Below are 24,360 nucleotides of genomic sequence, written 5' to 3'. Positions count from 1 at the left end.
CGGCCCCAAGACCGCCCGTACAGGGGCTGGGCCCCACCCCGCCCCGTACGGGTGAAAGGGACCGGTGGACCCGCACCGGTCCCTTTCGGCATGCTGGGACCGGTGACGCACCGAATGAGGAGACCGCCGTGAGCGCACTCACCGTCGACCACCAGTCCGGCAACGGCTACGAGTGGGACGACCTCGTCCGCTTCTGGAAGGAGACGGACGCCCCCGAGGGCTGCAGGGTGGAGATCATCGAGGGGATCATCACCGTGTCACCGCCGCCTGCCAACGACCACAACAACATCGCTGACGACATCCAGCGCCTGCTGTACACCGTGATTCCCCGGGAGTGGGGGATCTACCAAACCCAGGGTGTCTCCGTACCGGGCCGCAAAGGGCTCTTCATCCCGGATCTCGCGGTGATCCCAAAGGAGGCGCTCGACGCACCCGGCTACGAGATTCCGGCCGGGCATGCCCGGTTGATCGTGGAGATCACCTCGGAGAGCAACGCACGCACCGACCGGCTCAGCAAGCCGAGAGCCTATGCCTCGGCCGGCGTTCCGCTGTATCTGCTCGTGGACGCCTGGGCGCCGGGTGGGCCGACCGTGACCCTCTACGGGGAGCCGGTCGGTGATGTGTACCGGCTCCTCCAGGCGGGCAAGTTCGGTGACGGCATCCATGTGCCGGCGCCCTTCGATCTCGTGATCGACACGGGCGTGTTCCCGGTCGCCTGAGACCGTCAACCGACCCGAGCTGTGTGCCGGGGCCTTTCTCCTCTCTGCGCGGGGAGAAAGAGCCCCGGACACCTCCTTATGAGGTCAGGACCGCGCGTACACCGCCGGATGCGCCGCCCGGCAGCGCCGCTCCGCCAGGGCCCTGCGAGTGGCGTACACCGTGATGCCCGCCGCCGCGACCACCGCCACCAGCCCGAGAGCCACCGTGCCCGGCCAGCCCGCCGCGTGGTACGCCAGGGCGCCCACCGCGCCGCCCGCGCTGGAGCCCACGTAGTACGCCGCCTGGTACAGCGCCGACGCCTGCGCCCGGCCCGTGCGCGCCGACCGGCTGACGGAGGACGAGGCCACCGCGTGGCCCGCGAAGAAGCCCGCCGTGACGAGCACCAGCCCGGCGAGGACCGCCGCGATCGCGTCGGCCAGGCTGACCAGGAGCCCCGCCGCCGTCGTCACCACCGCCGCGTAGAGCGCGCCGCGCCGCCCCAGCCGGGCGACGAGCCGGCCCGCGGTGGCGGACGCCGCCGTCCCCACCAGGTAGATGAGGAAGACCGAACCGGCGATGCCCTGGGGCAGTCCGAACGGCTCGTCGGCCAGCCGGTAGCCGATCACCGTGTAGACCGCGCCGAAGACGGTCATGAAGAGCGCGCCGATCGCGTACAGCCGGCGCAGCAGCGGATCCGAGAGGTGCCCGCCGACGGTCCGCAGCAGGGCCCGCGGGCCGGCCTTGACCGGGGTGAAGTGCGCGGCCCGGGGCACCAGCAGCCGGAAGACGGCCGTGCAGACCACCGCGAGCAGGGCGATCGCGCCCAGGGCCGCCCGCCAGCCCCACAGCTGGGCGACCCAGCCGGTCACGATCCGGCCGGACATGCCGCCGATGCTGTTGCCCGCCACGAACAGCCCGACCGCCCCGACCAGCGCCTTCGCCCGCACCTCCTCGGCCAGGAAGGCCATCGCGGAGGCGGGCACCCCGGCGAGCGCCACACCCTGGACCGTGCGCAGCGCCACGAGCGTGCCGAGGTCCGGGGCGAAGGGGACCGCCAGCGCGATGAGCGCGGCCGCCGTCAGCGAGCCGGTCATCAGAGCCCGCCGCCCGAAGCGCTCGGAGAGCGCGCTCAGCGGCAGCACCGCCAGCGCCAGTCCGAGGGTGGCGCCGGAGACGGTCCAGCTCGCCGCGTCGGGCGTGACCCGCAGATCGGCCGAGATCGCGGGGAGCAGCGCCTGGGTGGAGTAGAGCAGGGCGAAGGTCGCGACACCGGCGGCGAAGAGGGCGAGGCTGAGCCGCCGGTAACCGGGGCCGCCGGGGTGGAGACCGGTGGCGTCGGCACCGGAGTCGGCACCGGCACCGGCACCGGCGGCGGCGCGGGGCGCGGAAGGGCCGGGAGCGGAGGGGGACGTCGGGTCGGCGGCGCCCGCGCGGATCACGGCGGACGCCCCGGTATCGGCGGGAGACATACCGGAACCGTAGGCACGCGCGGTTTAATGCGTCCAATGCACGGATTCCGGGAAAACGATGCACTGCTGCATGAGGAGAGCTGAGAGGCGCGCGTGTCACCGAACAGGAACGAAAAAGACATGCCGGTGACCACCGGAGGCAGCCCCGCGCCGGACACCGCGGCCGCCGGGCTGGAGGCCGGCTCCTGGCCGGCGCTGCTCGCCCCGCGCCTGGCGCAGTTCGCGGGCGTCGCCCGGTACGAGCACGTCACGCGGGCGGCGGAGGAGCTGGCCGTACCGCAGTCCACCCTGAGCCGGGCCATGGTCCGGCTGGAACAGGACCTCGGGGTCGCGCTCTTCGCCCGGCACGGCCGGACCGTGTCGCTCACCCCCGCGGGCCGGACCTTCCTCCGTTCCGTCGAACGGGCCCTCGCCGAGGTCGGGCGTGCCGCCGAGTCCGTGCGGGCCGACGCCGATCCGGCCGCGGGCAAGGTCGCCTTCGGCTTCCTTCACACACTCGGCCCGGAGACCGTGCCGGGGCTGATCCGGGCCTTCCGCGCCGACCACCCCCGGGTCCGCTTCCAGCTCGTCCAGAACTACGGGGAGGCGATGCTCGAACGGCTCCGCACGGGCGAGCTCGACCTGTGCCTCACGGCGCCGGTCCCGGACGCCCCGGACCTGGTGGCCCGGAGGCTGGACGAGCAGCGGCTGCGGCTGGTCGTCCCGGACCACCACCGGCTGGCCGGGCGCAAGCGCGTGCGGCTCGCGGAGGCGGCCGAGGAGGTCTTCGTCACGCTCGAACCCGGGTACGGGCTGCGCCTCATCACCGACGCGCTGTGCGCGGAGGCGGGCTTCAAACCGCGGGTGGCGTTCGAGGGGGAGGAGGCGGAGACCCTGCGGGGGCTGGTGGCCGCCGGCCTCGGTGTGGCGCTGCTGCCGCCACCGGCGGTACCGCGACCGGGGGTGGCCGAACTGACGGTCACGGCGCCGCGCGCGGTACGGGAGATCGGCGTGGCCTGGCTGGACGGCCATCCGGACACACCCCCGGTGGCGGCCTTCAAGCGCTTCCTCCTCTCCCGCCGCGGCCGTCTGCTGCCCCGCTGAGCCGGGGGCAGGGGCAGGGGCACGGGCGGGGCGGGGACGGCTCGCGCGGATGGCCCGCCCCGGGCGGAGGGCCCCACCCGGCCGGAGCGGCTTCACCCCGCCGGAGGCGCCCCGTCCGGGCCCCGGGCACCGCAGCCCCGAATCCCGCCGCGAGCGGCATCCGCAGCCCCAGCGGCGGCGGGGCCGCCAGCGCGTCCTCCAGCGGGCGGGAGAACCCGCGCTCGAAGAGCGACCCCAGCACGAAGTCCGCGGCCAGCGCCCGGACTTCGGCGCGGTGCTGCTGGAGCCGGTGCCCGTCCGAGTGGACCTCGAAGCGGCAGACGTCGCGGTTGGCCTTCTTCACGCGCTGCGCGTAGCGGTAGGACTGCTCGGGGTCGGTCCGCTCGTCGTTCGTGCCGTGCACCAGCAGCACCCGGCGTCCCGCCAGCTGCTTCACGGGGTCGGGGTCGGGCGCGTCCTTGCCCTCGGCCGGCAGCCACGGGGCCAGCGCCAGGACGCAGCCGACCCCCGGCCGGCCGGCGGCGAGCAGTGCGGCCCGGGCGCCCATGCCCGTCCCGGCCAGGCAGACGGGTATGTCGCCGTAGCGCCGCACGACCTCGTCGACGGCCCACGCGGCGTCCTCCGCCGGATGGGCCGCGGAACCGTTCCAGCCCCGGCAGCGGTAGCGGACGGAGTGGACGACCAGCCCGTCGTCGTGCCCGGCGCGGGCGAGGTGGCGGGCGAGCGGCAGCACGGCCGCCGCCGTCAGCGGGGACTGCCGTTCCGTGCCCGCCGGCGGGCCGTCCGCCAGCAGCACGACGGCTCCGCTCACCGCCGTTCTCCGCCCGGTCGCCCCCACCGCCCGTCCCAACCGGGCACCCCGTGCCGGCACTGCTTGCTGAGCCATGACAGAACCTTGGCAGAAGACGGGGTGTACTCCACCGCACGAAGAGGTCACCGTTCTGCATCCATCACCGCGCCCACCGGCTGCTTCCCGGCGGGCCGCGGCGGGACGGCAGCGGATCTACGCGCGTAGGAGTTAGAGTACGGAGATGACGGAGACGACGAACCAGACCCGAGGCAGGACCCCCGGCGCGGACCAGATCCGCCGCGCCCCGAAGGTGCTGCTCCACGACCACCTCGACGGAGGCCTCCGCCCCGCCACCGTCGTCGAACTCGCCCGCGAACAGGGGTACGAGGGCCTGCCGGAGACCGAGCCCGCCGCGCTCGGCCGATGGTTCCGCGAGGCCGCGGACTCCGGCTCGCTGGAGCGCTACCTGGAGACCTTCGCCCACACCTGCGCTGTCATGCAGACCCGGGAGGCGCTGTTCCGCGTGGCCGCGGAGTGCGCCGAGGACCTCGCCGCCGACGGCGTCGTCTACGCCGAGGTCCGGTACGCGCCCGAGCAGCACCTGACCGGCGGGCTCGGCCTGGAGGAGGTCGTCGAGGCCGTCAACGAGGGCTTCCGGGAGGGAGAGCGCCGGGCCCGGGAGAACGGGCACCGTATCCGCGTCGGCGCCCTGCTGACCGCCATGCGGCACGCCGCCCGCTCGCTGGAGATCGCCGAACTCGCCAACCGCTACCGCGACCTGGGCGTCGTCGGCTTCGACATCGCGGGCGCCGAGGCCGGCTTCCCGCCCACCCGCCACCTCGACGCCTTCGAGTACCTCAAGCGGGAGAACAACCACTTCACCATCCACGCGGGCGAGGCGTTCGGCCTGCCGTCCATCTGGCAGGCACTCCAGTGGTGCGGTGCCGACCGGCTCGGCCACGGCGTCCGCATCATCGACGACATCCAGGTCGCCGGGGACGGCACGGCGAAGCTCGGGCGGCTCGCGGCCTACGTCCGTGACAAGCGCGTCCCGCTGGAGCTGTGCCCGACCTCCAACCTCCAGACGGGCGCCGCGGAGTCGTACCGCGAACACCCCATCGGCGTGCTGCGGGAGCTGGGTTTCCGCGCCACGGTCAACACCGACAACCGGCTTATGAGCGGGACGAGCATGAGCACCGAGTTCGAGCGGCTGGTGGAGGCGTTCGGCTACACCCTCGACGACATGCAGTGGTTCACGGTGAACGCCATGAAGTCCGCCTTCATCCCGTTCGACGAACGGCTCGCCATGATCAATGACGTGATCAAGCCCGGCTACGCCGAGCTGAAGTCCGAATGGCTCTTCCGCGAGACGGGCGGCGGCGCCGCGCAGGGCTGAGGGGGCGCGCGGGCCGCACGGCCGGGACGGGACGGCTCGCGGCGGCCCGCCCCGCCGGGCGGAGGACATGCGGGGGCCGCGGGGGCGACGCGCCCGGCCGTTGATTGCGGTCATCCCTGCGGGTGGCTACCTTGCGCATGCATTCGGTAGCGGAGCGTACACACAGGTTTCCGTGTGTACGCCGATTCGCTCCACCTCCCCCCAGCAGAGGATGTATGTCGATGAAGCAGGTAACCTCCCGGATCTTCCGGGCCGCCGTGCTCGGTGTCGGCTTCGCCGTCGCCGGTGCCGGCGTCGCCGTGGCCACGCCGGTCGACTCCATGGCGCCCACCACCCGCCAGGCCCCGCAGCAGAGCACCGGCCTGATGGCGGACGAGACCACCGGAGCCGAGCGCACCGCGAGCGGCCGTGACCAGAGCCGGGCCGGCAGCGGCCAGGAGTGCGGCGGATGCCACCACGACAAGGGCAAGCACCACAAGGGCAAGCACCACAAGGGGAAGCATCACAAGGGGAAGCACCACAAGGGGCACAAGGGCCACCACAAGGGGAAGCACCACCACGGCCACAAGGGTGAGCACCACCAGGGCAAGCACCACCACGGCCACAAGGGCGAGCACCACAACGCCCGTCACCACGACCAGCACCAGGGCGGCCACCACGGCTCCCCCTACGCGGACCAGGGTCGTGACCAGCGGGCCGCCGAGAGCCGTGACACCGCGCACCGCGCCGGTCACAGCGACTCGGGCTCGGCTCCCCGGATGAACGCGCCCATGAGCCCGGCCCAGGGTCAGGCCGCGCCCATGAGCCCGGCCCAGGGTCAGGCCGCGCCGGCCCGTTCCGCTCAGGGTCAGGCCGGCTCGCCCCGCACCCTGCCCGCGCAGGACAGCCGGACCCAGGGCATGGGCGGCATGCTGGGCCGGCTGTTCGGAGGCCTGTCGCTCTGACCCCGCCGGGCCGCCCGCCCGGAACCGGGCGGTCGCGGGGCAGCAGGGCGGCGGAACGGCCGCAGAACGGCGAGGAGGGGGCGCGCACCCGGTTCACGGGTACGCGCCCCCTCCTCTCGTGTGTGCCGGGGGCCGGTGCCGGTGCCGTGCCGGACGGGCCGTGTACCGCGAGCCCTTTCCGGTGCGCCCGGCGGGGCGTGCGGCCGGAACCGGCCCGCCGGGTGGGTCACCAGGTCTGCTGCGCGGGGCTCTTCTCGGACGGCAGAAGTGCCCACAGCGCCAGGTAGAGCAGGAACTGCGGGCCGGGCAGCAGGCACGAGGCCAGGAAGATCACCCGCATGGTGGTCGGGGTGGTGCCGAAGCGCCGCGCCAGCGCTGCACACACCCCACCGATCATGCGGTCGTCGCGGGGGCGGACAAGGGCGCTCATGGGGACTCCTTCGTGAGCCGTCGAGTGTGTTGTGCGATGTCTCGACCGTATGCCCATGAAGGGGATGAAACATCCGTCCAGGGGACCGCACCGACCCGGGGAATCCTCAGGGGCGGCCCCTGAGGCGGCTCCTCCGCGGGGAGACCGCCGGGGCGTCCCGGGGAGGCGGGCACGGCCGGCGACGCCCGGCCGGCCCGCTCGCACAGCCGCCGCAGCCACCCCCGGAGCGCCGGTACCAGGGCCAGATGGGCCAGGGCGATGCCCAGCGTGTGCAGGACCAGGGAGTCCACGTCCAGCGTGCGGCCCGAGAGATTGGTCTGGAGCAGCGCCAGACCGAGCGACACCATGACGCCGGTGAAGACGGTGCGGGTGAGCGAGGACAGCAGCGGCACCTCCAGCCGTCCGGCCGCCCAGGGCAGCAGGACGCCCAGCGGTGCCAGCAGCAGCAGGGCGCCGCCGAGGTGCTGGACGGCGGGCCAGAGCCCGAGCGCCAGTTCGGCGCGGACCGTGGCCAGCGGCTGCAGATGGGCGGCGGTCACCCAGGGCAGCGCCGGCGGGCGCAGCGCGGTCCATGCCACGTACAGCAGGTGGGCGAACAGGAGGACGAGTCCCGTCGCGCGGAAGCGGAAGGCGGCACGGGCGCCGCAGCCATGGCGCTGCACGCCGGGGAGGACGCGGCGCCGGGTCCGCGCGGTTCCGGCGGCCGGACGGGGCCGTTCTGTTGCCCCGGTCACACCGCGTCACGCCGCCCGGCGCGGAGGTCCGGCCCCGCGCCGGCCCGCGGCCGCCGGTCCCGGTGCTGCTTCCGGTCCGCGTCCGGTGCGCGTCCGGCCCTTCCGACTGCCGCTCCGGCCGCCGGTGCCGGCGCCGGTCCGGCCGGCCCTCGGTCAGTCCAGCGGTACGCCCGTCGTCTGCGCGGCCTCCGGCCGGGCGCGCAGCTCCTCCGTGCACGGGTAGCGCTTCAGCGGATCGCCGTCCGGTCCGCCGAGGACGACGGACTCGTCGCCCGCGACGGCCGCGGAGCCCGCGAAGGTGCAGACGAGCTGGGCGAGCGCGTACGCCGGGAGCTCCTCCGGGATGCGGCTGAGCCGGAGCGCGTTGCCGGGGTCTCCCTCGCGGGGGGCCGCGACCTCCAGCCCGTCGGGCACCTCGCTGGAGAACCCGCCCTCGTCCTCGGCCCGGGAGGGCGGGGTCTGGAGCTCCGCGAGCAGGTCCCGCGCCCTGCGCAGCCGGTCCTCGTCCGTCCGGCCGTCCGTGTACCGCACGGCGCGCTGCACCCGCATGATCTGGGCGCTGCACACCAGATAGACGTCGGCCGGGGCCTCCTTGCCGGAGTCCGGTACGGGCGTGGGGTCGCCGGAGACCTGACAGGACACCCGGGACGGGGCGGGGCCCGCGTCCACCGGCACGGAGGTGCCGCGGATGCCGCAGCCCGCGCCGCCCGCGAGGGCGAGGGCGGCCAGGGCGGCGGCCGGCAGGCCGCGGCGCAGGCGGCGGGGACCGGCGGCCGGTGCGGGTGCCGGTGTCGGGGTGGCGGCGGGTATCACGCGGTGTCCTGTCCCTGCTCGTCCGTTCCGGGGCCGGCGGCGTCGGCGTCCATCGGCAGGCGCAGCCGGAACACGGCGCCGCCGTCGGGGTGGTTGGCGACGGCGATGTCGCCGCCGTGGATGTGCGCGTTCTCCAGGGCGATGGAGAGGCCCAGTCCGCTGCCCTCGCTGCGCGGCCGGGACGCGCTCGCCTTGTAGAAGCGGTCGAAGACATGCGGCAGGACGTCCTCGGGGATGCCCGGCCCGTGGTCCCGCACCTCCACGGTCAGCCAGGAGTCCTCGGGCCGGACGGTGACCCGTACCGGCGACCCGCCGTGCTTGAGCGCGTTGCCGATGAGGTTGGCCAGGATGACGTCGAGCCGGCGCGGGTCGAGGCGGGCCACGATGCCGCGTTCGGCGTCGAGTTCGACCGCGTCGAGCCAGGCCCGGGCGTCGATGCAGGCGGTGACCATGTCGGCCACGTCCACGTCGTCGAGCACCAGCCGGGCCGTGCCCGCGTCGAAGCGGGTGACCTCCATCAGGCTCTCCACGAGGTCGCCGAGGCGCCGGGTCTCGTCCACCACCAGCCGCACCGCGGGGGCGATCATCGGGTCGAGGTTGTCGGTCTCGTCCTCCAGCACCTCTGTGACGGCGGTGATGGCGGTCAGCGGGGTGCGCAGTTCGTGCGACATGTCGGCGACGAAGCGGCGGCTCGCGGCCTCCCGCGCGCTCAGCTCCTCGACCCGTTGCTCCAGGGAGGCGGCGGCCCCGTTGAAGGTCCGGGAGAGATCGGCCAGTTCGTCCGTGCCGGAGACCTGCAGCCGGGTGTCGAGCTTGCCCTCGCCGAGCTGCCGCGCCGCGTCCCCCAGCCGCTGCACGGGCCGCAGCACGGTGCTGGCCGCGGCCTGGGCGAGCAGCGCCGAGCCGATCAGCGCCAGCGCCGTGGCGATGCCCAGCGACCAGGCCAGCGAGTTGAGGTCGTCCCGCTCGGTGGTGAGCGACTTCAGCATGTAGCCGGTGGGCCCGCCGCCGATCACCTTCGCCCCGCCGACCAGATACGGGTCGCCGTCGAGGGTGATCCGCTGCCAGTACAGGTGGTAGGGCAGCCCGTCGCCCACATCGGCCGGGCGCTCCTCGTTGACCGCCGTCCGCAGCGGCTCCGGTACCGCCTTCAGCGTGAAACCGCCCGCCCGGGAGACCGCGGCGCAGGGCTTGTCGTCCCGGTCCCGGTCGACGAGGACGACCTCGTACCGCTGGGTGCTGTCGGCCATGCGCTCGGCGGCGTCCCGCAGCTGGTCGCACTGCGGGCGCATGGGCAGCGAGCCGGTGTTGTCGGCGAGCGACTGGCGGAAGTCGTTGAGGGCGGCGTTCTGGGTGCGGGTGAGCACGGCGTCCCGGTTGAGCCAGTACGCGATGCCGGAGGCGGACACGGCGGCGGTCAGCGCGACCAGCGCGAAGACGAACACGAGACGCAGCCGCAGGCTCGTCAGCCGGAACAGGCCGGAAGCCCAGCCGCGCACCCGCCCGGAGGGCTCGGTCACTGCGGGCTGTCCAGCCGGTAGCCCACGCCCCGCACGGTACGGATCAGGGTCGGCGAGGACGGCACGTCCTCCACCTTGGCGCGCAGCCGCTGCACACAGGCGTCCACCAGGCGTGAGTCGCCCAGGTAGTCGTGCTCCCACACCAGCCGCAGCAGCTGCTGCCGGGAGAGCGCCTGGCCGGGCCGGCGGCTCAGCTCCAGCAGCAGTCTCAGCTCGGTCGGGGTGAGCTGCAGATCCTCGCCGTTCTTGGTGACCGTCATCGCCGAGCGGTCGATGACCAGGCTGCCGAAGGTCGCCGCGTCGTTGTTCTCCCGCTCCCCGCGCCGCAGCACGGCACGGATCCGGGCGTCGAGGACCCGGGGCTGGATGGGCTTGACGACGTAGTCGTCCGCCCCGGACTCCAGCCCCACCACCACGTCGATGTCATCACTGCGCGCGGTCAGCAGGATGATCGGGAGCTGGTCGGTGCGGCGGATGCGGCGGCAGACCTCGAAGCCGTCGATCCCCGGCAGCATCACGTCCAGCACAATCAGATCCGGCCGCTGCTCGCGCAGCAGTTTCAGGCCGTCCTCGCCCGTCGCCGCGGCCACCACACGGTGACCCTGGCGCGACAGGGAGAGTTCGAGGGCCGTACGGATGGCGTCATCGTCCTCGATCAGCAACAGATATGGCACGTTGGTCATTCTGTCCCACGGAGGGCCGATAGTTCGAGGGGCGAAGGATCCGGGCTTTGGTTACTGCCCCGGGAGCTCCTGTGACACGGCTGTGACAGGCGACGGACAGGGCGATGAAACTGGGCCTGCAATCTGGTGTGCACCGGGCGGGGGAGAACGGCCCGGACAGCCAACGGACGTCAGCAGGCTCCACCGACGGGGGGCGCGGGATGAACACACTGCACGCCGGATCCACCAGCGCAGTTGTCACGCGCCTGCACGCCGCCGGCCGGGCCTTCGGACGCGACCGGGCGGAGTCCGGGGTGGAGAAGTCCGGTGCCGTGAGCGGGCGGGGGTGCGCTCGCGGCACCGGGCGTCAGAGCCGGCAGCAGACGTATCTGCCGGTGGTCGACGCGGTGACGGCCGGCAAGGGGGGCGGCTCCTCCTGCGGGAGCGCCGCGTACGGGGAGGTCCGGGGGGAACGCAACACCCTGCCGGAGGCGGAGTTCACCGCCTACGTCCGGGAGCGCCGCGCCTCCCTGTACGCGACGGCCTACCACCTGACCGGTGACCGGTACGAGGCGGAGGACCTGCTGCAGAGCGCGCTGTTCTCCACCTACCGCGCCTGGGAGCGGATCAGCGACAAGGCCGCCGTCGGCGGGTATCTGCGGCGCACCATGACCAATCTGCACATCAGCGCCTGGCGCCGGCGCAAGCTGAACGAGTACCCGACCGAGGAACTGCCGGAGACGGCGGGCGACCACGACGCGATGCGCGGCACCGAGCTGCGCGCCGTGCTGTGGCAGGCGCTGGCCCGGCTGCCCGAGCTGCAGCGCACCATGCTGGTGCTGCGCTACTACGAGGGCCGCACCGATCCGGAGATCGCGGACATCCTCGACATCAGCGTCGGCACGGTCAAGAGCAGCATCTGGCGCTCGCTGCGCCGGCTGCGCGACGACGAGGCGCTCAGCTTCGGCCGGGACCGGGAGGAGTCCTTCGGCGAACTGGTCGCCTGAGACCCGGGGCGGCGGGGAGCCGCCCGGGGACGGGGAGCGGGGCACGGGGATACGGGGAACAACGGGGGCCTGCCCCTCGGGGACGGGCAGGGCAACGGGGTCACCGCTCGGGGAGTGGTGGAAGAGGCGGGACCGAGCGGCCGGGGGGTCTGTTCGGTCCCGCTTCGTCATGTCCGGGGGAGGACCGGGCCGTTATCGGCCCCGCCCTCACCTCCCGGGGCTCGCCGGGCTCGCGGAACGGGCCGGGGCCGGGCGCGGGGCGGGAACGGCCGCGGTCGTGGCCACGGTCGTGGTAGCGGCGGCGGAGGCCCGCCCGGCCGCCGGACGGTGGCGGGCCGCGGCCGTCCCGATCCGGGCGAGCGCCTCGTCCCGGCCGCAGGGATGGGCGCCGAGCGCCGACTGGCGGGCCACGATGCCGCGTTCGGACCGCATCAGCCGCCAGCCGCGCCGCAGCAGGACGGTGGCGGACTTGCGGCCCTCCCGCAGATCGCGCAGCAGCCGCCGCCGGAAGGTGGTGGACGGGCGGCCGCGCAGGCACAGGGCGTCCGCCAGCAGCCCTTCCGCGCGGCAGCGTTCGATGATGTCGGCGGCGAAGATGCCCTCCGCCACGAACAGGGGCGCGTCACCGAGGCCGAGCGTGACCTCGCCGGTCCGCGAGCTCGTCGCGATGTCGTACACCGGGACGGCCGCCCGGCCCGTGCGGCACAGCGCCCCCACCGCGGCCACCGCCCCGTCCGCGTCCCAGGAGAGCGGGGAGTCCCAGTCCGTGCCGCTGCCGTCCGGGAGCCGGGGCAGGGCGGGGTCGCCGGTCTCGCGGTAGAAGTCGTCGAGATTCAGGACGGGCAGGCCGGTGCGGGCGGCGAGGGAGGACTTGCCGGAACCGGAGGGCCCAGTCAGGAGGACGACACGGGCGCGGGGGTGCGGTTGGCGGTTCACGGAACGCCATTCTCGCGCATGGCACGGCGTACGCGGCAGGGGGACGGGGCCGCGGACTTTCCGTCGCCCGGGGGTCACCTGACGTGTCCGGAAGCCCGGAAGCGGAACGGTGGCGGGGAGTGCCCGCGCGGTACGGCGGCCGGCTCGGGGAGGACGCCCGCGCGGTACGGCGGCCCTCGCGCGGCGGGCCCCGGCCGAACCGGGACAGCGGTTCGGCCGGGGCCCGCCGGGATGCGCGGGGGCACCCGGGTGCCGGGGCACGGGGACCCGGGGCCCCGGGCCCGGGGCCGCCCGGGTCAGATGCCCATCGGGTGCCAGACCGTCTTCGTCTCCAGGAAGGCCAGCAGCCGCTCCGTGCCCGGGTCGGCGGCCCAGTCCATCCCGGCCGGCGGGCGGAGCACCCGCTTGAGGTTGTCGGCCGCGGCCGTCTCCAGCTCCTTCGCCAGGGCGGCGTCCGCCCCGGCCAGGTCGATCGCGTTGACGTCCTGGTGGGCGGCGAGGGGCGCGGCGATCTCCGCGGTGCGGCCGGAGAGGATGTTGACGACCCCGCCCGGCAGATCGGAGGTGGCCAGCACCTCGCCCAGCGAGAGCGCCGGGAGCGGAGCCCTCTCGGACGCCACGACCACGGCCGTGTTGCCGGTGACGATCACCGGGGCGATCACCGACACCAGTCCGAGGAAGGACGAGGTGTCCGGCGCGAGCACCGCCACGACCCCGGTCGGCCCCGGGGTGGAGAGGTTGAAGTACGGGCCCGCCACCGGGTTGGCCGCGCCGGCGATCTGGGCGACCTTGTCGGACCAGCCCGCGTACCAGACCCAGCGGTCGACCGCCGCGTCCACCCGTGCCGCCGCCTTCGCCTTCGACAGGCCCTCCGCGGCGGCCACTTCGGCGGTGAACTGCTCGCGCCGGCCCTCCAGCATCTCGGCGACGCGGTAGAGGATCTGGCCCCGGTTGTAGGCCGTGGCGCCGGACCAGCCGGGGAACGCCTTGCGGGCGGCGACGACCGCGTCCCGCGCGTCCTTGCGGGAGGACAGCGGCGCGTTCGCCAGCCAGTTGCCCTTGCTGTCGGCCACCTCGTACACCCGTCCGCTCTCGGAGCGGGGGAACTTCCCCCCGACGAACAGCTTGTAGGTCTTGAGGACGCTCAGCCGCGCGGCGGCGCCCCTGCCGGTGTTCCCGGAAACGTCGGTCGCATCAGACATCGAGATAGGCCTCCAGGCCGTGACGTCCGCCCTCGCGGCCGTAGCCGGACTCCTTGTAGCCGCCGAACGGCGAGGCGGGGTCGAACTTGTTGAACGTGTTGGCCCAGACGACGCCTGCGCGGAGCTTCTCGGCCGTCCACAGGATGCGCGAGCCCTTCTCCGTCCAGATGCCGGCGGAGAGCCCGTACGGCGTGTTGTTGGCCTTCTCCACGGCCTCCGCGGGGGTGCGGAAGGTCAGCACCGACAGCACCGGGCCGAAGATCTCCTCGCGGGCGATGCGGTGCGCCTGGGTGACGCCGGTGAAGAGGGTCGGCGCGAACCAGTAGCCGGAGGGGGGCAGTTCGCAGGACGGGGACCAGCGCTCGGCGCCCTCCCGCTCGCCCGCGTCGGCCAGCTCCCGGATGCGGGCCAGCTGCTCGGGGGAGTTGATGGCGCCGACGTCGGTGTTCTTGTCCAGCGGGTCGCCGACCCGCAGGGTGGCCATCCGCCGCTTGAGGGCGTCCAGCACCTCCTCCGCCACCGACTCCTGCACCAGCAGCCGGGAACCCGCGCAGCAGACATGGCCCTGGTTGAAGAAGATGCCGTTCACGATGCCCTCGACGGCCTGGTCGACGGGCGCGTCGTCGTAGACGATGTTGGCGGCCTTGCCGCCCAGCTCCAGGGTGAGCTTCTTGTCCGTCCCGGCGACCGTGCGGGCGATGGCCTTGCCGACCCCGGTGGAGCCGGTGAAGGCCACCTTGCGGATGTCCGGGTGGGCCACCAGAGCGGCACCGGCCGCGCCGTCGCCCGTGACGATGTTGACGACGCCCCGCGGCAGTCCGGCCTGCCGGCAGATGTCCGCGAAGAACAGCGCGGACAGCGGGGTGGTCTCGGCGGGCTTGAGGACGACCGTGTTGCCGGTGGCCAGCGCCGGGGCGATCTTCCACGCCAGCATCAGCAGCGGGAAGTTCCACGGGATGACCTGCCCGGCCACGCCCAGCGGCTTCGGGTCGGCGCCGTAGCCGGCGTACGCCAGCTTGTCGGCCCAGCCCGCGTAGTAGAAGAAGTGCGCGGCGGCCAGCGGCAGGTCGGTGTCGCGCGACTCGCGGATCGGCTTGCCGTTGTCGAGGGACTCCAGCACGGCCAGTTCGCGCGAGCGCTCCTGGATGATCCGGGCGATCCGGAACAGGTACTTGGCCCGCTCCGCGCCGGGCAGCGCCGACCAGGGCCCGAAGGCCCGGTGGGCGGCGGCCACCGCCGCGTCCACGTCCTCCGGGCCGCCCAGGGCGACCTCGGAGAGCACCTCCTCGGTGGCGGGCGAGACGGTCGTGAAGACCTTGCCGCCGGCCGCCTCGCGGAACTCGCCGTCGATGAAGTGGCCGTACGACGGCGCGATGGCGACGACCGAGCGCGACTCGGGCGCCGGCGCGTAGGCGAACGCGCTCCGGGGCGCCTGCTGTGCCGGCTGCTTGTCCACGGGCTGGGTGTCCTCGGGGTGCTGGGGGGTGTCCTGGGTCTGGGGATCCGTCATGGGGCTCAGTCCACCGTCACGTAGTCGGGACCGGAGTAGCGCCCGGTGCTCAGCTTCTGGCGCTGCATCAGCAGATCGTTGAGAAGGCTTGAGGCGCCGAAGCGGAACCAGTCCGCGGTCAGCCACTCCTCGCCGAGCGTCTCGTTGACCATCACCAGGTACTTGACGGCGTCCTTGGTGGTCCGGATGCCGCCCGCGGGCTTCACCCCGACCTGCACCCCGACGGCCGCGCGGAAGTCGCGCACGGCCTCCAGCATGAGCAGGGTGACGGGCGGGGTGGCGTTGACGGCGACCTTGCCGGTGGACGTCTTGATGAAGTCGGCGCCCGCGAGCATCGCGAGCCAGGAGGCCCGGCGCACGTTGTCGTAGGTCTGCAGCTCGCCCGTCTCGAAGATCACCTTGAGGTGGGCGGTGGTGCCGTCGTCACGCCGGCAGACCTCCTTGACCCGCCGGATCTCCTCGAACACCTGGAGGTAGCGGCCGGAGAGGAAGGCGCCGCGGTCGATCACCATGTCGATCTCGTCCGCGCCGGCCGCCACCGCGTCCCGGGTGTCGGCCAGCTTGACGGGCAGCGCGGCCCGGCCGGAGGGGAAGGCGGTGGCGACGGAGGCCACGTTGATCTCCGGGGCCCCGGCGTCGCGCAGCGCCGCCTTGGCGGTGGCCGCCATGTCCGGGTAGACGCAGATCGCCGCGACCCTCGGGACCGTGCGGTCCAGCGGGTCGGGATGCGCCCCCTTGGCGCACAGCGCCCGGACCTTGCCCGGGGTGTCCGCACCCTCCAGGGTCGTCAGGTCAATCATGGAGATGGCCAGGTCGATGGCGTACGCCTTCGCCGTGGTCTTGATCGAGCGGGTGCCGAGGGCCGCCGCGCGGGCCTGCAGGCCGACGGCGTCGACACCCGGCAGGCCGTGCAGGAAACGGCGCAGCGCGGCGTCGGAGGCGGTGACGTCCGCCATCGACGTCAGACGCTCCGGGGCCTCGCTGCCGTACGCGGGTACTGCGGGCTTGGGAAGCATGGTCACCAGGTGAGCATATCTACGCGCGTAGCAGCCTGTCACCCCCGGGGAGGGTGGTTCCCGCCACGGGCCGCCGCGGCGGGACGGGGCAGGACGGGGCGTGGCGGTGCCGGACCGGGACGTGTGCCCCGCCCGGCCCGTCGGGCACAATCGCCCCATGACGAGCCCGGACACCCCTCCTCCCCGCAGCCCGAGACCGGCCCGGGGTACGCCGACCGCGTCTACCGCTCCGGCTCCGCGCTGGCCGGTGGCGTGCTGCTGCTCGGACTCGCCGGCTGGCTCGGCATCGACGCGATGATCCGCGGCGAGGGACGCACCCCCTGGTTCGCGCTGGCCGGGCTGCTGCTCGCGGTGCCGCTCGTCGTCGCCTTCACCTTCCGGCCCGCCGTGTTCGCCGGTGAGGACCGGATGCGGGTGCGGAACCCGTTCCGCACCATCACACTGCCCTGGGGCGCGGTCGAGGGCGTGCGCGCGGGCTACTCCAGTGAAGTCTTCGCCGAGGGGCGGACGTTCCAGCTGTGGGCGATCCCGGTGTCGCTGCGGGCGCGGAAGAAGACCGCCCGGCGCAGCGCCCGGAGCGCCGCCGCCGACGACATCCGCGGAGCCTCGCCCGTCGGGGCGGGGCCGGACCGGGCCCCCGCCGACGAGGCCGTGGCCGAACTCGCGGAGCTGGCCGAGCGGTACGCGCGCCGGGAGACGGCGCAGGGGACGGCCGAGGTGCGCTGGGCCTACGAAGTGCTGGCCCCGGCGGCGGCGGGTGCCGTGCTGCTGGCGGTCGTCGCGCTGCTGGGCTGACGTCCCCAGCCGCGGGCCGCCGCCGTCCGGTCCGCTGCCCGGCCCGTCCCTGCCCGGGGTGCTGCCGGGAGCCCGCGGCGTACCGGCGTCCCCCGGCGGGGCCGGGGCCGGCCCCGCCCGGGGACTCACAGCCCGGCGGCCGCGGAGAGGTCCACCTTGAGGGCGGCCAGGACCGCCCCGGCGGTGATCCGGGCATCGGCCAGCGCGTCCGGGGCGTCCACCGGCACGACGGCTTCCAGGTAGCACTTGAGCTTGGGCTCCGTGCCGCTCGGCCGGACCACCACCCGCGCCGCCTCGACCCGGCAGCGTCCGGCGGATGTGGAGCCGCCGGCGAGCGTGTAGCGCAGCCCGTCCGTGGGCGGCAGCTGCTCGCTGCCCCCGGTCAGGTCCTCGGCCCGGGTGACGGGGAGCCCGGCGAGCGTGGCGGGCGGCTGCCGCCGCAGCCGTCCCATGGCGTCGGAGATCAGTGACAGGTCGGTGACGCGGACCGACAACTGGTCGGTGGCGTGCAGGCCGTACTCCAGGGCGATGTCGTCCAGGAGTTCGGTGAGGTCGCGGCCGGTCGCCTTCAGCTCGGCGGCCAGTTCGGCGATGAGCAGGGCGGCGGTGATGCCGTCCTTGTCGCGGACGCCCTCCGGGTCGACGCAGTAGCCGAGCGCCTCCTCGTAGGCGTAGCGCAGCCCGTCGACGCGGGCGAGCCACTTGAAGCCGGTCAGCGTCTCCTCGTACGGCTGTTCGGCCGCCGCGGCGATCCGGGAGAGCAGCGAGGAGGAGACGATCGTGGTGGCGAAGGAGCCGGACGCCCGCTTGTGCACCAGGTGCTCGGCCAGCAGCGCGCCGACCTCGTCGCCGCGCAGCATCCGCCAGCCGGTCGCGGTGCCGGGTGCGGGGACGGCCACGGCGCAGCGGTCCGCGTCCGGGTCGTTGGCGATGATCAGGTCCGGTGAAGCGGCGCGGGCGGTGGCGAAGGCCAGGTCCATGGCTCCCGGCTCCTCCGGGTTGGGGAAGGCCACGGTCGGGAACGCCGGGTCGGGATCGCCCTGTTCGGCCACGACGACGGGGGCGGGGAAGCCGGCCCGGTCGAAGGCGGCGAGCAGGGTGTCGCGGCCGACGCCGTGCAGGGGGGTGTAGACGGTGCGGACGTCCCGCGGGGAGCCGCCGGTGAGCACCGCGTCGGTACGGGCCAGATAGGCGTCGACGATCTCGTCCCCGAGCGTCTCCCAGCCGGTCTCCGCGCGGGTCACGTCCGCCAGGCTCCGCACCGCCGCGATCTCGGCCGCGATCTCCGCGTCCGCCGGGGGAACGATCTGCGCACCGCCGCCGGTCCCGCCGAGATACACCTTGTAGCCGTTGTCGCGCGGCGGATTGTGGCTCGCCGTGACGGTGACGCCGGCGACCGCCCCCAGGTGCCGTACGGCGAAGGCCAGGACGGGTGTGGGCAGCGGACGGGGCAGCAGCGCGGCGCGCAGCCCGGCGCCGGTCATGACCGCGGCGGTGTCACGCGCGAAGTCCGCGCTCTTGTAGCGGGCGTCGTAGCCGATGACGACGAGGCCCGGCCCGCCGTCCGAGGACGCGGCCTGTTTGCGGAGGTATGCGGCGAGACCGGCAGCGGCACGGATCACCACCGCGCGGTTCATCCGCAGCGGGCCCGGGCCGAGCTCGCCCCGGAGACCGGCGGTGCCGAACTGCAGCATGCCGCCGAAACGGTCGGCGAGGGCCGCGGTGTCCTCCGCCTCGATGAGCGCGCTCAGCTCCTCGCGGGTCTCGGGGTCGGGATCCTCGGCCAGCCAGGCGCGGGCCTGCCGGATCAGCTCCGCTGTGTCGCTTGCCACTGCCACGTGACGCTCCTGCTGTGTCGTGGGCGGACGGCCCGCCGGGACGCGGGCCGCTCGCCCGGGGCTGCGGCCGCCGCCTCGCGCCCGTTCGGCGCGGCGGGGGCCGGTGTACGGATCTGCGGTGTACGGGTCTGGTCGGTGCGGGTCGTCGGACGGGGGGACGGTGCGCCGGCGGGCCTGCGACCGGTGCTCCACCGGAACCGGGAACCGGAGCCGGGGGACCGGCGGGCGCGGGACCCGGGGGACCGGCGCCGCGCACGTCCCCGCGATCCCGTGGACTCCGGGGACCGGCGCACGGCGGCCCCCGGGAACCGCACCCGCCGGAACCAGTACCCGGCTTGATCGTCCTCTACCGGCCCTCGGGGCGGTGGAAGGTACCCGGCGCGCGAGCCGGCCGGTCCCGGTTCCGCCGGCCGGGCGGCCGTGACGCCCGGTCGCGGCCCGTCCGCTCCGTCGCCCGCCCGTGCGCCGGACCGCTCAGAGGCGGCCGAGGACCTGGGCGAGCAGGCTGCCCATGCGGGTGGCCGAATCGCGGCCGGCCTGGAGCACTTCCTCGTGGTTGAGCGGCTCGCCGGTCATGCCCGCGGCCAGGTTCGTCACCAGGGAGATGCCCAGCACCTCGGCGCCCGCCTCGCGGGCCGCTATGGCCTCCAGGGCGGTCGACATGCCCACGAGGTCGGCGCCCAGGGTGCGGATCATGTTGATCTCGGCCGGGGTCTCGTAGTGCGGGCCGGGGAACTGCGCGTACACGCCCTCTTCGAGGGAGCTGTCGATCTCCCGGCACAGGGTGCGGAGGCGGGCCGAGTACAGATCGGTGAGGTCGACGAAGTTGGCGCCCACGATCGGCGACACCGCGGTGAGGTTGATGTGATCGCTGATGAGGACCGGCTGGCCCGGGCGCATACCGGAGCGGAGGCCGCCGCAGCCGTTGGTCAGGACGACGGTCTTGCAGCCGGCCGCCACGGCGGTGCGGACCCCGTGCGTGACGGCGGCGACGCCGTGGCCCTCGTAGTAGTGCGTGCGGCCGAGGAAGACCAGCGCGCGCTTCTCCCCGATCCGGTACGAGCGGATCTTGCCCGCGTGGCCCTCGACGGCGGGCGGCGCGAAGCCGGGCAGCTCGGTGACCGGCAGTTCGCTCTCCGGCGTACCCAGTGCGTCCGCGGCGGGGACCCAGCCGGATCCCATCACGAGGGCCACGTCATGGCTCTCGGCACCGGTGAGCTCGCGCAGGCGGGCGGCGGCGGCGGTGGCGTCGGGTGCGCCGGGGAGGTGCGGGGAAGTCTCAGAAGCGTTCACGCGGAGAGGGTAACCCGGTTTGGCCTACGCGCGTAGACGTAAGAGCGCGACCCGACGGAACCCGGCCACCCGGCAGGGCGCCGGCGAGGGCCCGGAGAGGCCCCCGGACGGCCGTTCTCCACGGGTTCGAAGGTGTTCGTCCGCCGGGTGATCCGGTCGGCGCGGCCGTTGCCGGACGCGGTCAGCAGGGCCGCTTCCGCAGCTCCATCACATAGTCGTGCGGTGCCCCCGCCGACTCCGCCGCGTCCGCGATCTCCCCGAGGTAGCGCGCGGAGGGCAGCCCGCCCTCGTAGCCGTTGAGGACGTACAGCCAGGCCGCGTCCTCGCCGTCGAGGGTGTGCACCCGCACCCGCATCCGGCGGTATATGTCGAGACCGACGCCCTCCCAGCGGTCCATGGAGTCCTCGTCCATCGGGGCGATGTCGTAGAGCGCGACGAAGGTCTGCGCGCGCGGCGCCTCGACGATCGTGGCCAGGGCGCCTTCCCAGCCCATCTGCTCCCCGCCGAACGTCAGCCGCCAGCCCGAGAGCCAGCCCGTACCGCGCAGCGGTGAGTGCGGGGCGCGGCGGGACATCAGCCGCGCGTCGAGGTTGCCGGCGTACGCGGCGTAGAGCGACATGAGCACGAGGGTACGGGAGGCAGGGCGCGGGTTCGCGGCTTCACCCCTCCGCGGCCCGCCCCGACGCCCCGCCCGGACCCCGCCGGGAGGTCCGGGGCCGCGTGGGTGACAATGGGGTACGTGACTCGGATCGTGATCATTGGTGGCGGACCAGGCGGCTACGAGGCGGCCCTGGTGGCCGCGCAACTGGGCGCGGAAGTGACCGTCGTCGACACCGACGGTCTCGGCGGTGCGTCGGTGCTGACCGACTGCGTGCCGTCGAAGACGCTGATCGCGACCGCCGAGGTGATGACGACCTTCGACTCCTCCTACGAGGAGCTGGGCATCATCGTCGCCGACGACACCCCGCACGTGGAGCAGTCCGCCCGCGTCGTGGGGGTGGACCTCGGCAAGGTCAACCGCCGGGTGAAGCGCCTCGCGCTCGCCCAGTCGCACGACATCACCGCGTCCGTCACCCGCGCCGGCGGCCGGGTGCTGCGCGGCCGGGGCCGGCTGGAGGCGACGCGGGCCGCGGACGGCTCCCGCGAGGTGACCGTGCGGTTCGCCGACGGCAGCCAGGAGACCCTGGCAGCGGACGCCGTGCTGGTGGCCACCGGCGCGCACCCGCGCGAGATCCCCGACGCCCTGCCCGACGGCGAGCGCATCCTCAACTGGACCCAGGTGTACGACCTGGAGGAACTGCCCGAAGAGCTGATCGTCGTCGGCTCGGGCGTGACCGGCGCCGAGTTCGCCGGCGCGTACCAGGCGCTGGGCTCGCGGGTCACCCTGGTCTCCAGCCGGGACCGGGTGCTGCCGGGCGAGGACCCGGACGCCGCGGCGGTCCTGGAGGACGTCTTCCGGCGGCGCGGCATGAACGTTCTGAGCCGCTCCCGCGCGGCCGCGGTGAAGCGCACGGACGACGGGGTCGAGGTGCGGCTGTCCGACGGCCGGACGATCACCGGCTCGCACTGCCTGATGGCGGTCGGCGCGGTCCCCAACACCAGTGGCATCGGCCTGGAGGAGGCCGGGGTCGCGCTCAAGGACTCCGGGCACATCCGCACCGACCGGGTGTCCCGCACCAGCGCCCCGGGCGTGTACGCCGCCGGCGACTGCACGGGTGTCTTCGCGCTGGCGTCGGTGGCGGCGATGCAGGGCCGGATCGCGATGTACCACATCCTCGGTGACGCGGTCGCGCCGCTGGACCTCAAGACCGTCTCGGCGAACATCTTCACCGACCCCGAGATCGCCACGGTCGGGTACTCGCAGGCCGACATCGACAGCGGCCGCATCGAGGCCCGCTCCGTCAAGCTGCCGCTGCTGCGCAATCCGCGGGCCAAGATGCAGGGCATCCGGGACGGCTTCGTGAAGCTGTTCTGCCGCCCGGGCACGGGGATCGTCGTGGGGGGTGTGGTGGTCGCCCCGCGCGCCAGCGAGCTGATCCACCCGATAGCGCTCGCGGTCGACAACAACCTCACCGTGGAACAGGTCGCCAACACCTTCACGGTCTACCCGTCGCTGTCGGGCTCGATCGCCGAGGTGGCCCGGCAGCTGTACACCCGGAAGAGCGTGGGCGAGGTCTAGCCGGACGGGCGAACGGCAGGACGGGCGGGACGGGACGGGAGCCGGGGCCCGGACGGGAGCCGGGCCCGGTGCGGGCAGGCGTCCGACGTCCGGCCGCGATCGCGTATAGCAGGTGCGGGACCCGCCTGCGGGCAACTTCTGCTATTCGGTGAAAACTGCTGAAAGCAGTCGGTCGATGGCGTTACTGTCAGTTTCGTGTTCGCTGCAGAACGTCGCCAACTGATCCTAGAAATGGTGCGTGCGAACGGAGCGGTGTCGCTCCGGGAGCTCGCCCGCGTCGTCCAGACCTCCGAAGTGACCGTACGGCGGGATGTGCGGGCACTGGAGGCAGAAGGACTGCTCGACCGCCGCCATGGTGGTGCGGTCCTGCCCGGGGGCTTCAGCCGGGAGTCCGGCTTCCCGCAGAAGTCCCATCTCGCCAGCGCCGAGAAGACCGCCATCGCCGATCTGGCGGCGAGCCTCGTCACCGAGGGGGAGGCGATCGTCGTCGGCGCGGGCACCACCACCCAGGAGCTGGCCCGCCGGCTCGCCCGCGTCCCCGGTCTGACCGTCGTCACCAACTCCCTGCTCGTCGCCCAGGCCCTCGCCCATGCCAACCGGGTCGAGGTCGTCATGACGGGCGGCACCCTGCGCGGCTCGAACTACGCCCTGGTCGGCAGCGGTGCCGAGCTGTCCCTGCAGGGGCTGCGCGTCTCCCGCGCCTTCCTGTCCGGCAGCGGGCTGACCGCCGAGCGCGGGCTCTCGACCTCCAACATGCTCTCGGCGAGCGTGGACCGGGCGCTGGTCCAGGCCGCCGGCGAGGTCGTGGTCCTCGCCGACCACACCAAGCTGGGCACCGACACCATGTTCCAGACGGTGCCCACCGAGGTGATCACCCGGCTGGTCACGGACGAACCGCCCGCCCCCGACGACCGGGCCGCCACCGAACTCCAGGCCCTGGCCGACCAGGGCGTGCAGATCGCGGTGGCCGGACCGGGAGGCGGCGGTACGGACAGCGGCGGCCCGGCCGGCCGAAGACCGCGCCGGACGGCCCCGCCGCCCGCCGTCGCCAAGACGGACGACCTGCCGCTCCCCGGGCAGCGCCGGGCCCATCCGGGGGGCGGGCCCCCGCCCCAGTTGCGCAGCGCCGCCTCCCTGGCCGAACAGCCCCCGGGCAACGGCCGGGTGGCGGACCTGCGCCGCCGCTGAGCGGCGGGCACCGACGCCGTACGGTGCCCGCCGCCCGGGGCGCCGGGTTCCCCTCCGGTGCGGGCCGTGCTTCTCCGGTGCGGGCCGTGCTGCTCAGGCGGCCGGCCGGAGGCCGTGGAGGGTGAGGGTGAGGAGCCGGTCCGCCAGCCCGGCGTCGTCCGGGCTCTCCTCGGCGGCGATCGCGATGGCGTTGGTCAGCTGCAGCAGGTCACCGATCCCCACCTCGGGCCGCACGCTCCCGGCCCGCTGCGCCCGGGCCAGCAGGGCGCCGCCCGCGGTCCGTACCGGCACGCTGCAGGAGGAGAGTTCGCAACTGCCGTCCGGGGAGGCGGTCATCAGGGTGCGGGAGAGGCCGCGGTAGGTGACGGCGTGGCCGATGAGGGCCCGCAGCCAGGCGAGGAGCGCGGCGCACGGCTCCGCCGCGTCCAGCAGCTCCCGCCCGCGGGTCACCAGGGCGTCGGCCTCGCTCTGGAAGACGGCGCTGATCAGCGCGCGGCGGCTGGGGAAGTGCCGGTAGAGGGTGCCGACGCCGACGCCCGCGCGGCGCGCCACGTCCTCCAGCGAGGTGTCGGTGCCGTGCTCGGTGAAGGCGGACCGGGCCACGGTCAGCAGCCGCTCGTGGTTCCGCCGCGCGTCCGCGCGCATGGGACGCGCCGCCGTCCGCTCCGTCTCCGTCGCCATCGCCGCCGGTCCTCCCCTCACTCTGCCGACCGTGTGCGTCCCAGGATGCCACCGCCGGACGGGTGGGCGACCGCCGAATGCCCGGGCCGGTGGTCATGCCCGTGCTTGCCGGGCCGGGATTGCGGGCCGTGGTTCCCGGGCCGTGACTCCGGCCGTGGTGACGGCTCCCCCGGCG

The 24,360-nt window shown here is 74.2% G+C and carries 22 protein-coding genes and 1 pseudogene; 8 read left to right on the top strand and 15 right to left on the bottom strand.

Going from position 1 to position 24,360, the window contains the following annotated elements; genetic code table 11:
• The first annotated feature begins 128 nt into the window (after positions 1-128).
• Positions 129-719, top strand: a complete 591-nt coding sequence (locus E4N63_RS12060; protein WP_125624490.1) for a Uma2 family endonuclease — start codon at positions 129-131, stop codon at positions 717-719.
• A gap of 84 nt (positions 720-803) precedes the next feature.
• Here the strand turns inward: E4N63_RS12060 and E4N63_RS12055 are convergent, their stop codons facing one another.
• Positions 804-2,168: an MFS transporter gene (locus E4N63_RS12055; protein ID WP_230240626.1), complete on the bottom strand. Its 1,365-nt coding sequence runs from the start codon at positions 2,166-2,168 to the stop codon at positions 804-806.
• A gap of 120 nt (positions 2,169-2,288) precedes the next feature.
• On the opposite strand from E4N63_RS12055, the gene E4N63_RS12050 reads away from it, so the two are divergent.
• Entirely contained in the window at positions 2,289-3,251 is a 963-nt protein-coding gene (locus E4N63_RS12050) for a LysR family transcriptional regulator (RefSeq protein ID WP_125624492.1), read from the top strand.
• Between the two features lie 127 nt (positions 3,252-3,378).
• On the opposite strand, the pseudogene E4N63_RS12045 reads toward E4N63_RS12050, so the two are convergent.
• Positions 3,379-4,137, bottom strand: a pseudogene (locus tag E4N63_RS12045) (prolyl oligopeptidase family serine peptidase); the annotation flags it as partial.
• A gap of 145 nt (positions 4,138-4,282) precedes the next feature.
• On the opposite strand from E4N63_RS12045, the gene E4N63_RS12040 reads away from it, so the two are divergent.
• Positions 4,283-5,437 carry an adenosine deaminase gene (locus E4N63_RS12040; RefSeq protein ID WP_019710386.1) on the top strand — a complete coding sequence of 385 codons (1,155 nt, stop codon included), beginning with the start codon at positions 4,283-4,285 and terminating at the stop codon, positions 5,435-5,437.
• A gap of 221 nt (positions 5,438-5,658) precedes the next feature.
• A complete protein-coding gene (locus E4N63_RS12035; RefSeq protein ID WP_125624494.1) occupies positions 5,659-6,381 on the top strand; it encodes a hypothetical protein in 723 nt (240 codons plus the stop codon).
• A 226-nt stretch (positions 6,382-6,607) separates the two neighbouring features.
• On the opposite strand, the gene E4N63_RS12030 is transcribed toward E4N63_RS12035, so the two are convergent.
• From E4N63_RS12030 to afsQ1, 5 genes are all read right to left on the bottom strand, one after another.
• The gene (locus E4N63_RS12030; RefSeq protein WP_230240625.1) at positions 6,608-6,811 is read right to left on the bottom strand and encodes a PspC domain-containing protein; all 204 of its coding nucleotides are present in this window, start codon (positions 6,809-6,811) and stop codon (positions 6,608-6,610) included.
• The gene (locus tag E4N63_RS12025; protein WP_125624496.1) at positions 6,808-7,473 is read right to left on the bottom strand and encodes a VanZ family protein; all 666 of its coding nucleotides are present in this window, start codon (positions 7,471-7,473) and stop codon (positions 6,808-6,810) included. Before E4N63_RS12025 ends, E4N63_RS12030 begins: the two co-directional genes overlap by 4 nt.
• 225 nt (positions 7,474-7,698) lie before the next feature.
• Positions 7,699-8,358 carry a hypothetical protein gene (locus E4N63_RS12020; RefSeq protein WP_230240624.1) on the bottom strand — a complete coding sequence of 220 codons (660 nt, stop codon included), beginning with the start codon at positions 8,356-8,358 and terminating at the stop codon, positions 7,699-7,701.
• The gene (locus E4N63_RS12015; RefSeq protein ID WP_374112868.1) at positions 8,355-9,977 is read right to left on the bottom strand and encodes an ATP-binding protein; all 1,623 of its coding nucleotides are present in this window, start codon (positions 9,975-9,977) and stop codon (positions 8,355-8,357) included. The genes E4N63_RS12020 and E4N63_RS12015 overlap by 4 nt, the downstream gene beginning before the upstream one ends.
• The gene (gene afsQ1, locus E4N63_RS12010) at positions 9,875-10,552 is read right to left on the bottom strand and encodes a two-component system response regulator AfsQ1 (protein ID WP_176743657.1); all 678 of its coding nucleotides are present in this window, start codon (positions 10,550-10,552) and stop codon (positions 9,875-9,877) included. The genes E4N63_RS12015 and afsQ1 overlap by 103 nt, the downstream gene beginning before the upstream one ends.
• 209 nt (positions 10,553-10,761) lie before the next feature.
• Between afsQ1 and E4N63_RS12005 the strand changes: the two genes are divergently transcribed.
• Positions 10,762-11,547, top strand: coding sequence for a SigE family RNA polymerase sigma factor (locus E4N63_RS12005; protein ID WP_230240622.1), 786 nt, complete (start codon positions 10,762-10,764; stop codon positions 11,545-11,547).
• 207 nt (positions 11,548-11,754) lie between these two features.
• Here E4N63_RS12005 and E4N63_RS12000 read toward each other — a convergent pair whose 3' ends face one another.
• The 4 genes from E4N63_RS12000 to deoC form a co-directional block, all read right to left on the bottom strand.
• Positions 11,755-12,483, bottom strand: a complete 729-nt coding sequence (locus E4N63_RS12000) for an ATP-binding protein (RefSeq protein ID WP_230240621.1) — start codon at positions 12,481-12,483, stop codon at positions 11,755-11,757.
• 296 nt (positions 12,484-12,779) lie between these two features.
• Complete coding sequence (locus E4N63_RS11995; RefSeq protein ID WP_125625770.1) at positions 12,780-13,685, bottom strand: aldehyde dehydrogenase family protein; 906 nt, start codon at positions 13,683-13,685, stop codon at positions 12,780-12,782.
• A complete protein-coding gene (locus E4N63_RS11990; RefSeq protein ID WP_230240620.1) occupies positions 13,678-15,195 on the bottom strand; it encodes an aldehyde dehydrogenase family protein in 1,518 nt (505 codons plus the stop codon). The genes E4N63_RS11995 and E4N63_RS11990 overlap by 8 nt, the downstream gene beginning before the upstream one ends.
• A gap of 5 nt (positions 15,196-15,200) precedes the next feature.
• Positions 15,201-16,211: a deoxyribose-phosphate aldolase gene (gene deoC, locus E4N63_RS11985; protein WP_185831324.1), complete on the bottom strand. Its 1,011-nt coding sequence runs from the start codon at positions 16,209-16,211 to the stop codon at positions 15,201-15,203.
• 123 nt (positions 16,212-16,334) lie between these two features.
• Here deoC and E4N63_RS11980 point away from each other — a divergent pair, with 123 nt between their 5' ends.
• The gene (locus E4N63_RS11980) at positions 16,335-17,006 is read left to right on the top strand and encodes a PH domain-containing protein (protein WP_230240619.1); all 672 of its coding nucleotides are present in this window, start codon (positions 16,335-16,337) and stop codon (positions 17,004-17,006) included.
• 125 nt (positions 17,007-17,131) lie between these two features.
• On the opposite strand, the gene E4N63_RS11975 is transcribed toward E4N63_RS11980, so the two are convergent.
• From E4N63_RS11975 to E4N63_RS11965, 3 genes are all read right to left on the bottom strand, one after another.
• Positions 17,132-18,838 carry a phospho-sugar mutase gene (locus E4N63_RS11975; protein ID WP_125625776.1) on the bottom strand — a complete coding sequence of 569 codons (1,707 nt, stop codon included), beginning with the start codon at positions 18,836-18,838 and terminating at the stop codon, positions 17,132-17,134.
• 480 nt (positions 18,839-19,318) lie between these two features.
• Positions 19,319-20,137, bottom strand: a complete 819-nt coding sequence (locus tag E4N63_RS11970) for a purine-nucleoside phosphorylase (RefSeq protein WP_125625773.1) — start codon at positions 20,135-20,137, stop codon at positions 19,319-19,321.
• A 181-nt stretch (positions 20,138-20,318) separates the two neighbouring features.
• On the bottom strand, positions 20,319-20,756 hold the full coding sequence (locus tag E4N63_RS11965) for a gamma-glutamylcyclotransferase (protein WP_039822657.1): 438 nt from the start codon (positions 20,754-20,756) through the stop codon (positions 20,319-20,321).
• A 111-nt stretch (positions 20,757-20,867) separates the two neighbouring features.
• Here E4N63_RS11965 and E4N63_RS11960 point away from each other — a divergent pair, with 111 nt between their 5' ends.
• Together E4N63_RS11960 and E4N63_RS11955 are read left to right on the top strand one after the other, a co-directional pair.
• On the top strand, positions 20,868-22,316 hold the full coding sequence (locus tag E4N63_RS11960) for an NAD(P)H-quinone dehydrogenase (RefSeq protein WP_228429928.1): 1,449 nt from the start codon (positions 20,868-20,870) through the stop codon (positions 22,314-22,316).
• 231 nt (positions 22,317-22,547) lie between these two features.
• The gene (locus E4N63_RS11955; RefSeq protein ID WP_230240618.1) at positions 22,548-23,504 is read left to right on the top strand and encodes a DeoR/GlpR family DNA-binding transcription regulator; all 957 of its coding nucleotides are present in this window, start codon (positions 22,548-22,550) and stop codon (positions 23,502-23,504) included.
• A gap of 93 nt (positions 23,505-23,597) precedes the next feature.
• Here the strand turns inward: E4N63_RS11955 and E4N63_RS11950 are convergent, their stop codons facing one another.
• Complete coding sequence (locus E4N63_RS11950) at positions 23,598-24,185, bottom strand: TetR/AcrR family transcriptional regulator (protein ID WP_230240617.1); 588 nt, start codon at positions 24,183-24,185, stop codon at positions 23,598-23,600.
• Positions 24,186-24,360: the final 175 nt, after the last annotated feature.

Origin of the sequence: Streptomyces sp. MNU89 (assembly GCF_020982505.1) — a bacterium.
GTDB classification, from domain to species: domain Bacteria; phylum Actinomycetota; class Actinomycetes; order Streptomycetales; family Streptomycetaceae; genus Streptomyces; species Streptomyces xinghaiensis.
The sequence above is the reverse complement of the archived record's forward strand: the minus strand, read 5'-3'. Positions and strand labels throughout refer to the sequence as shown.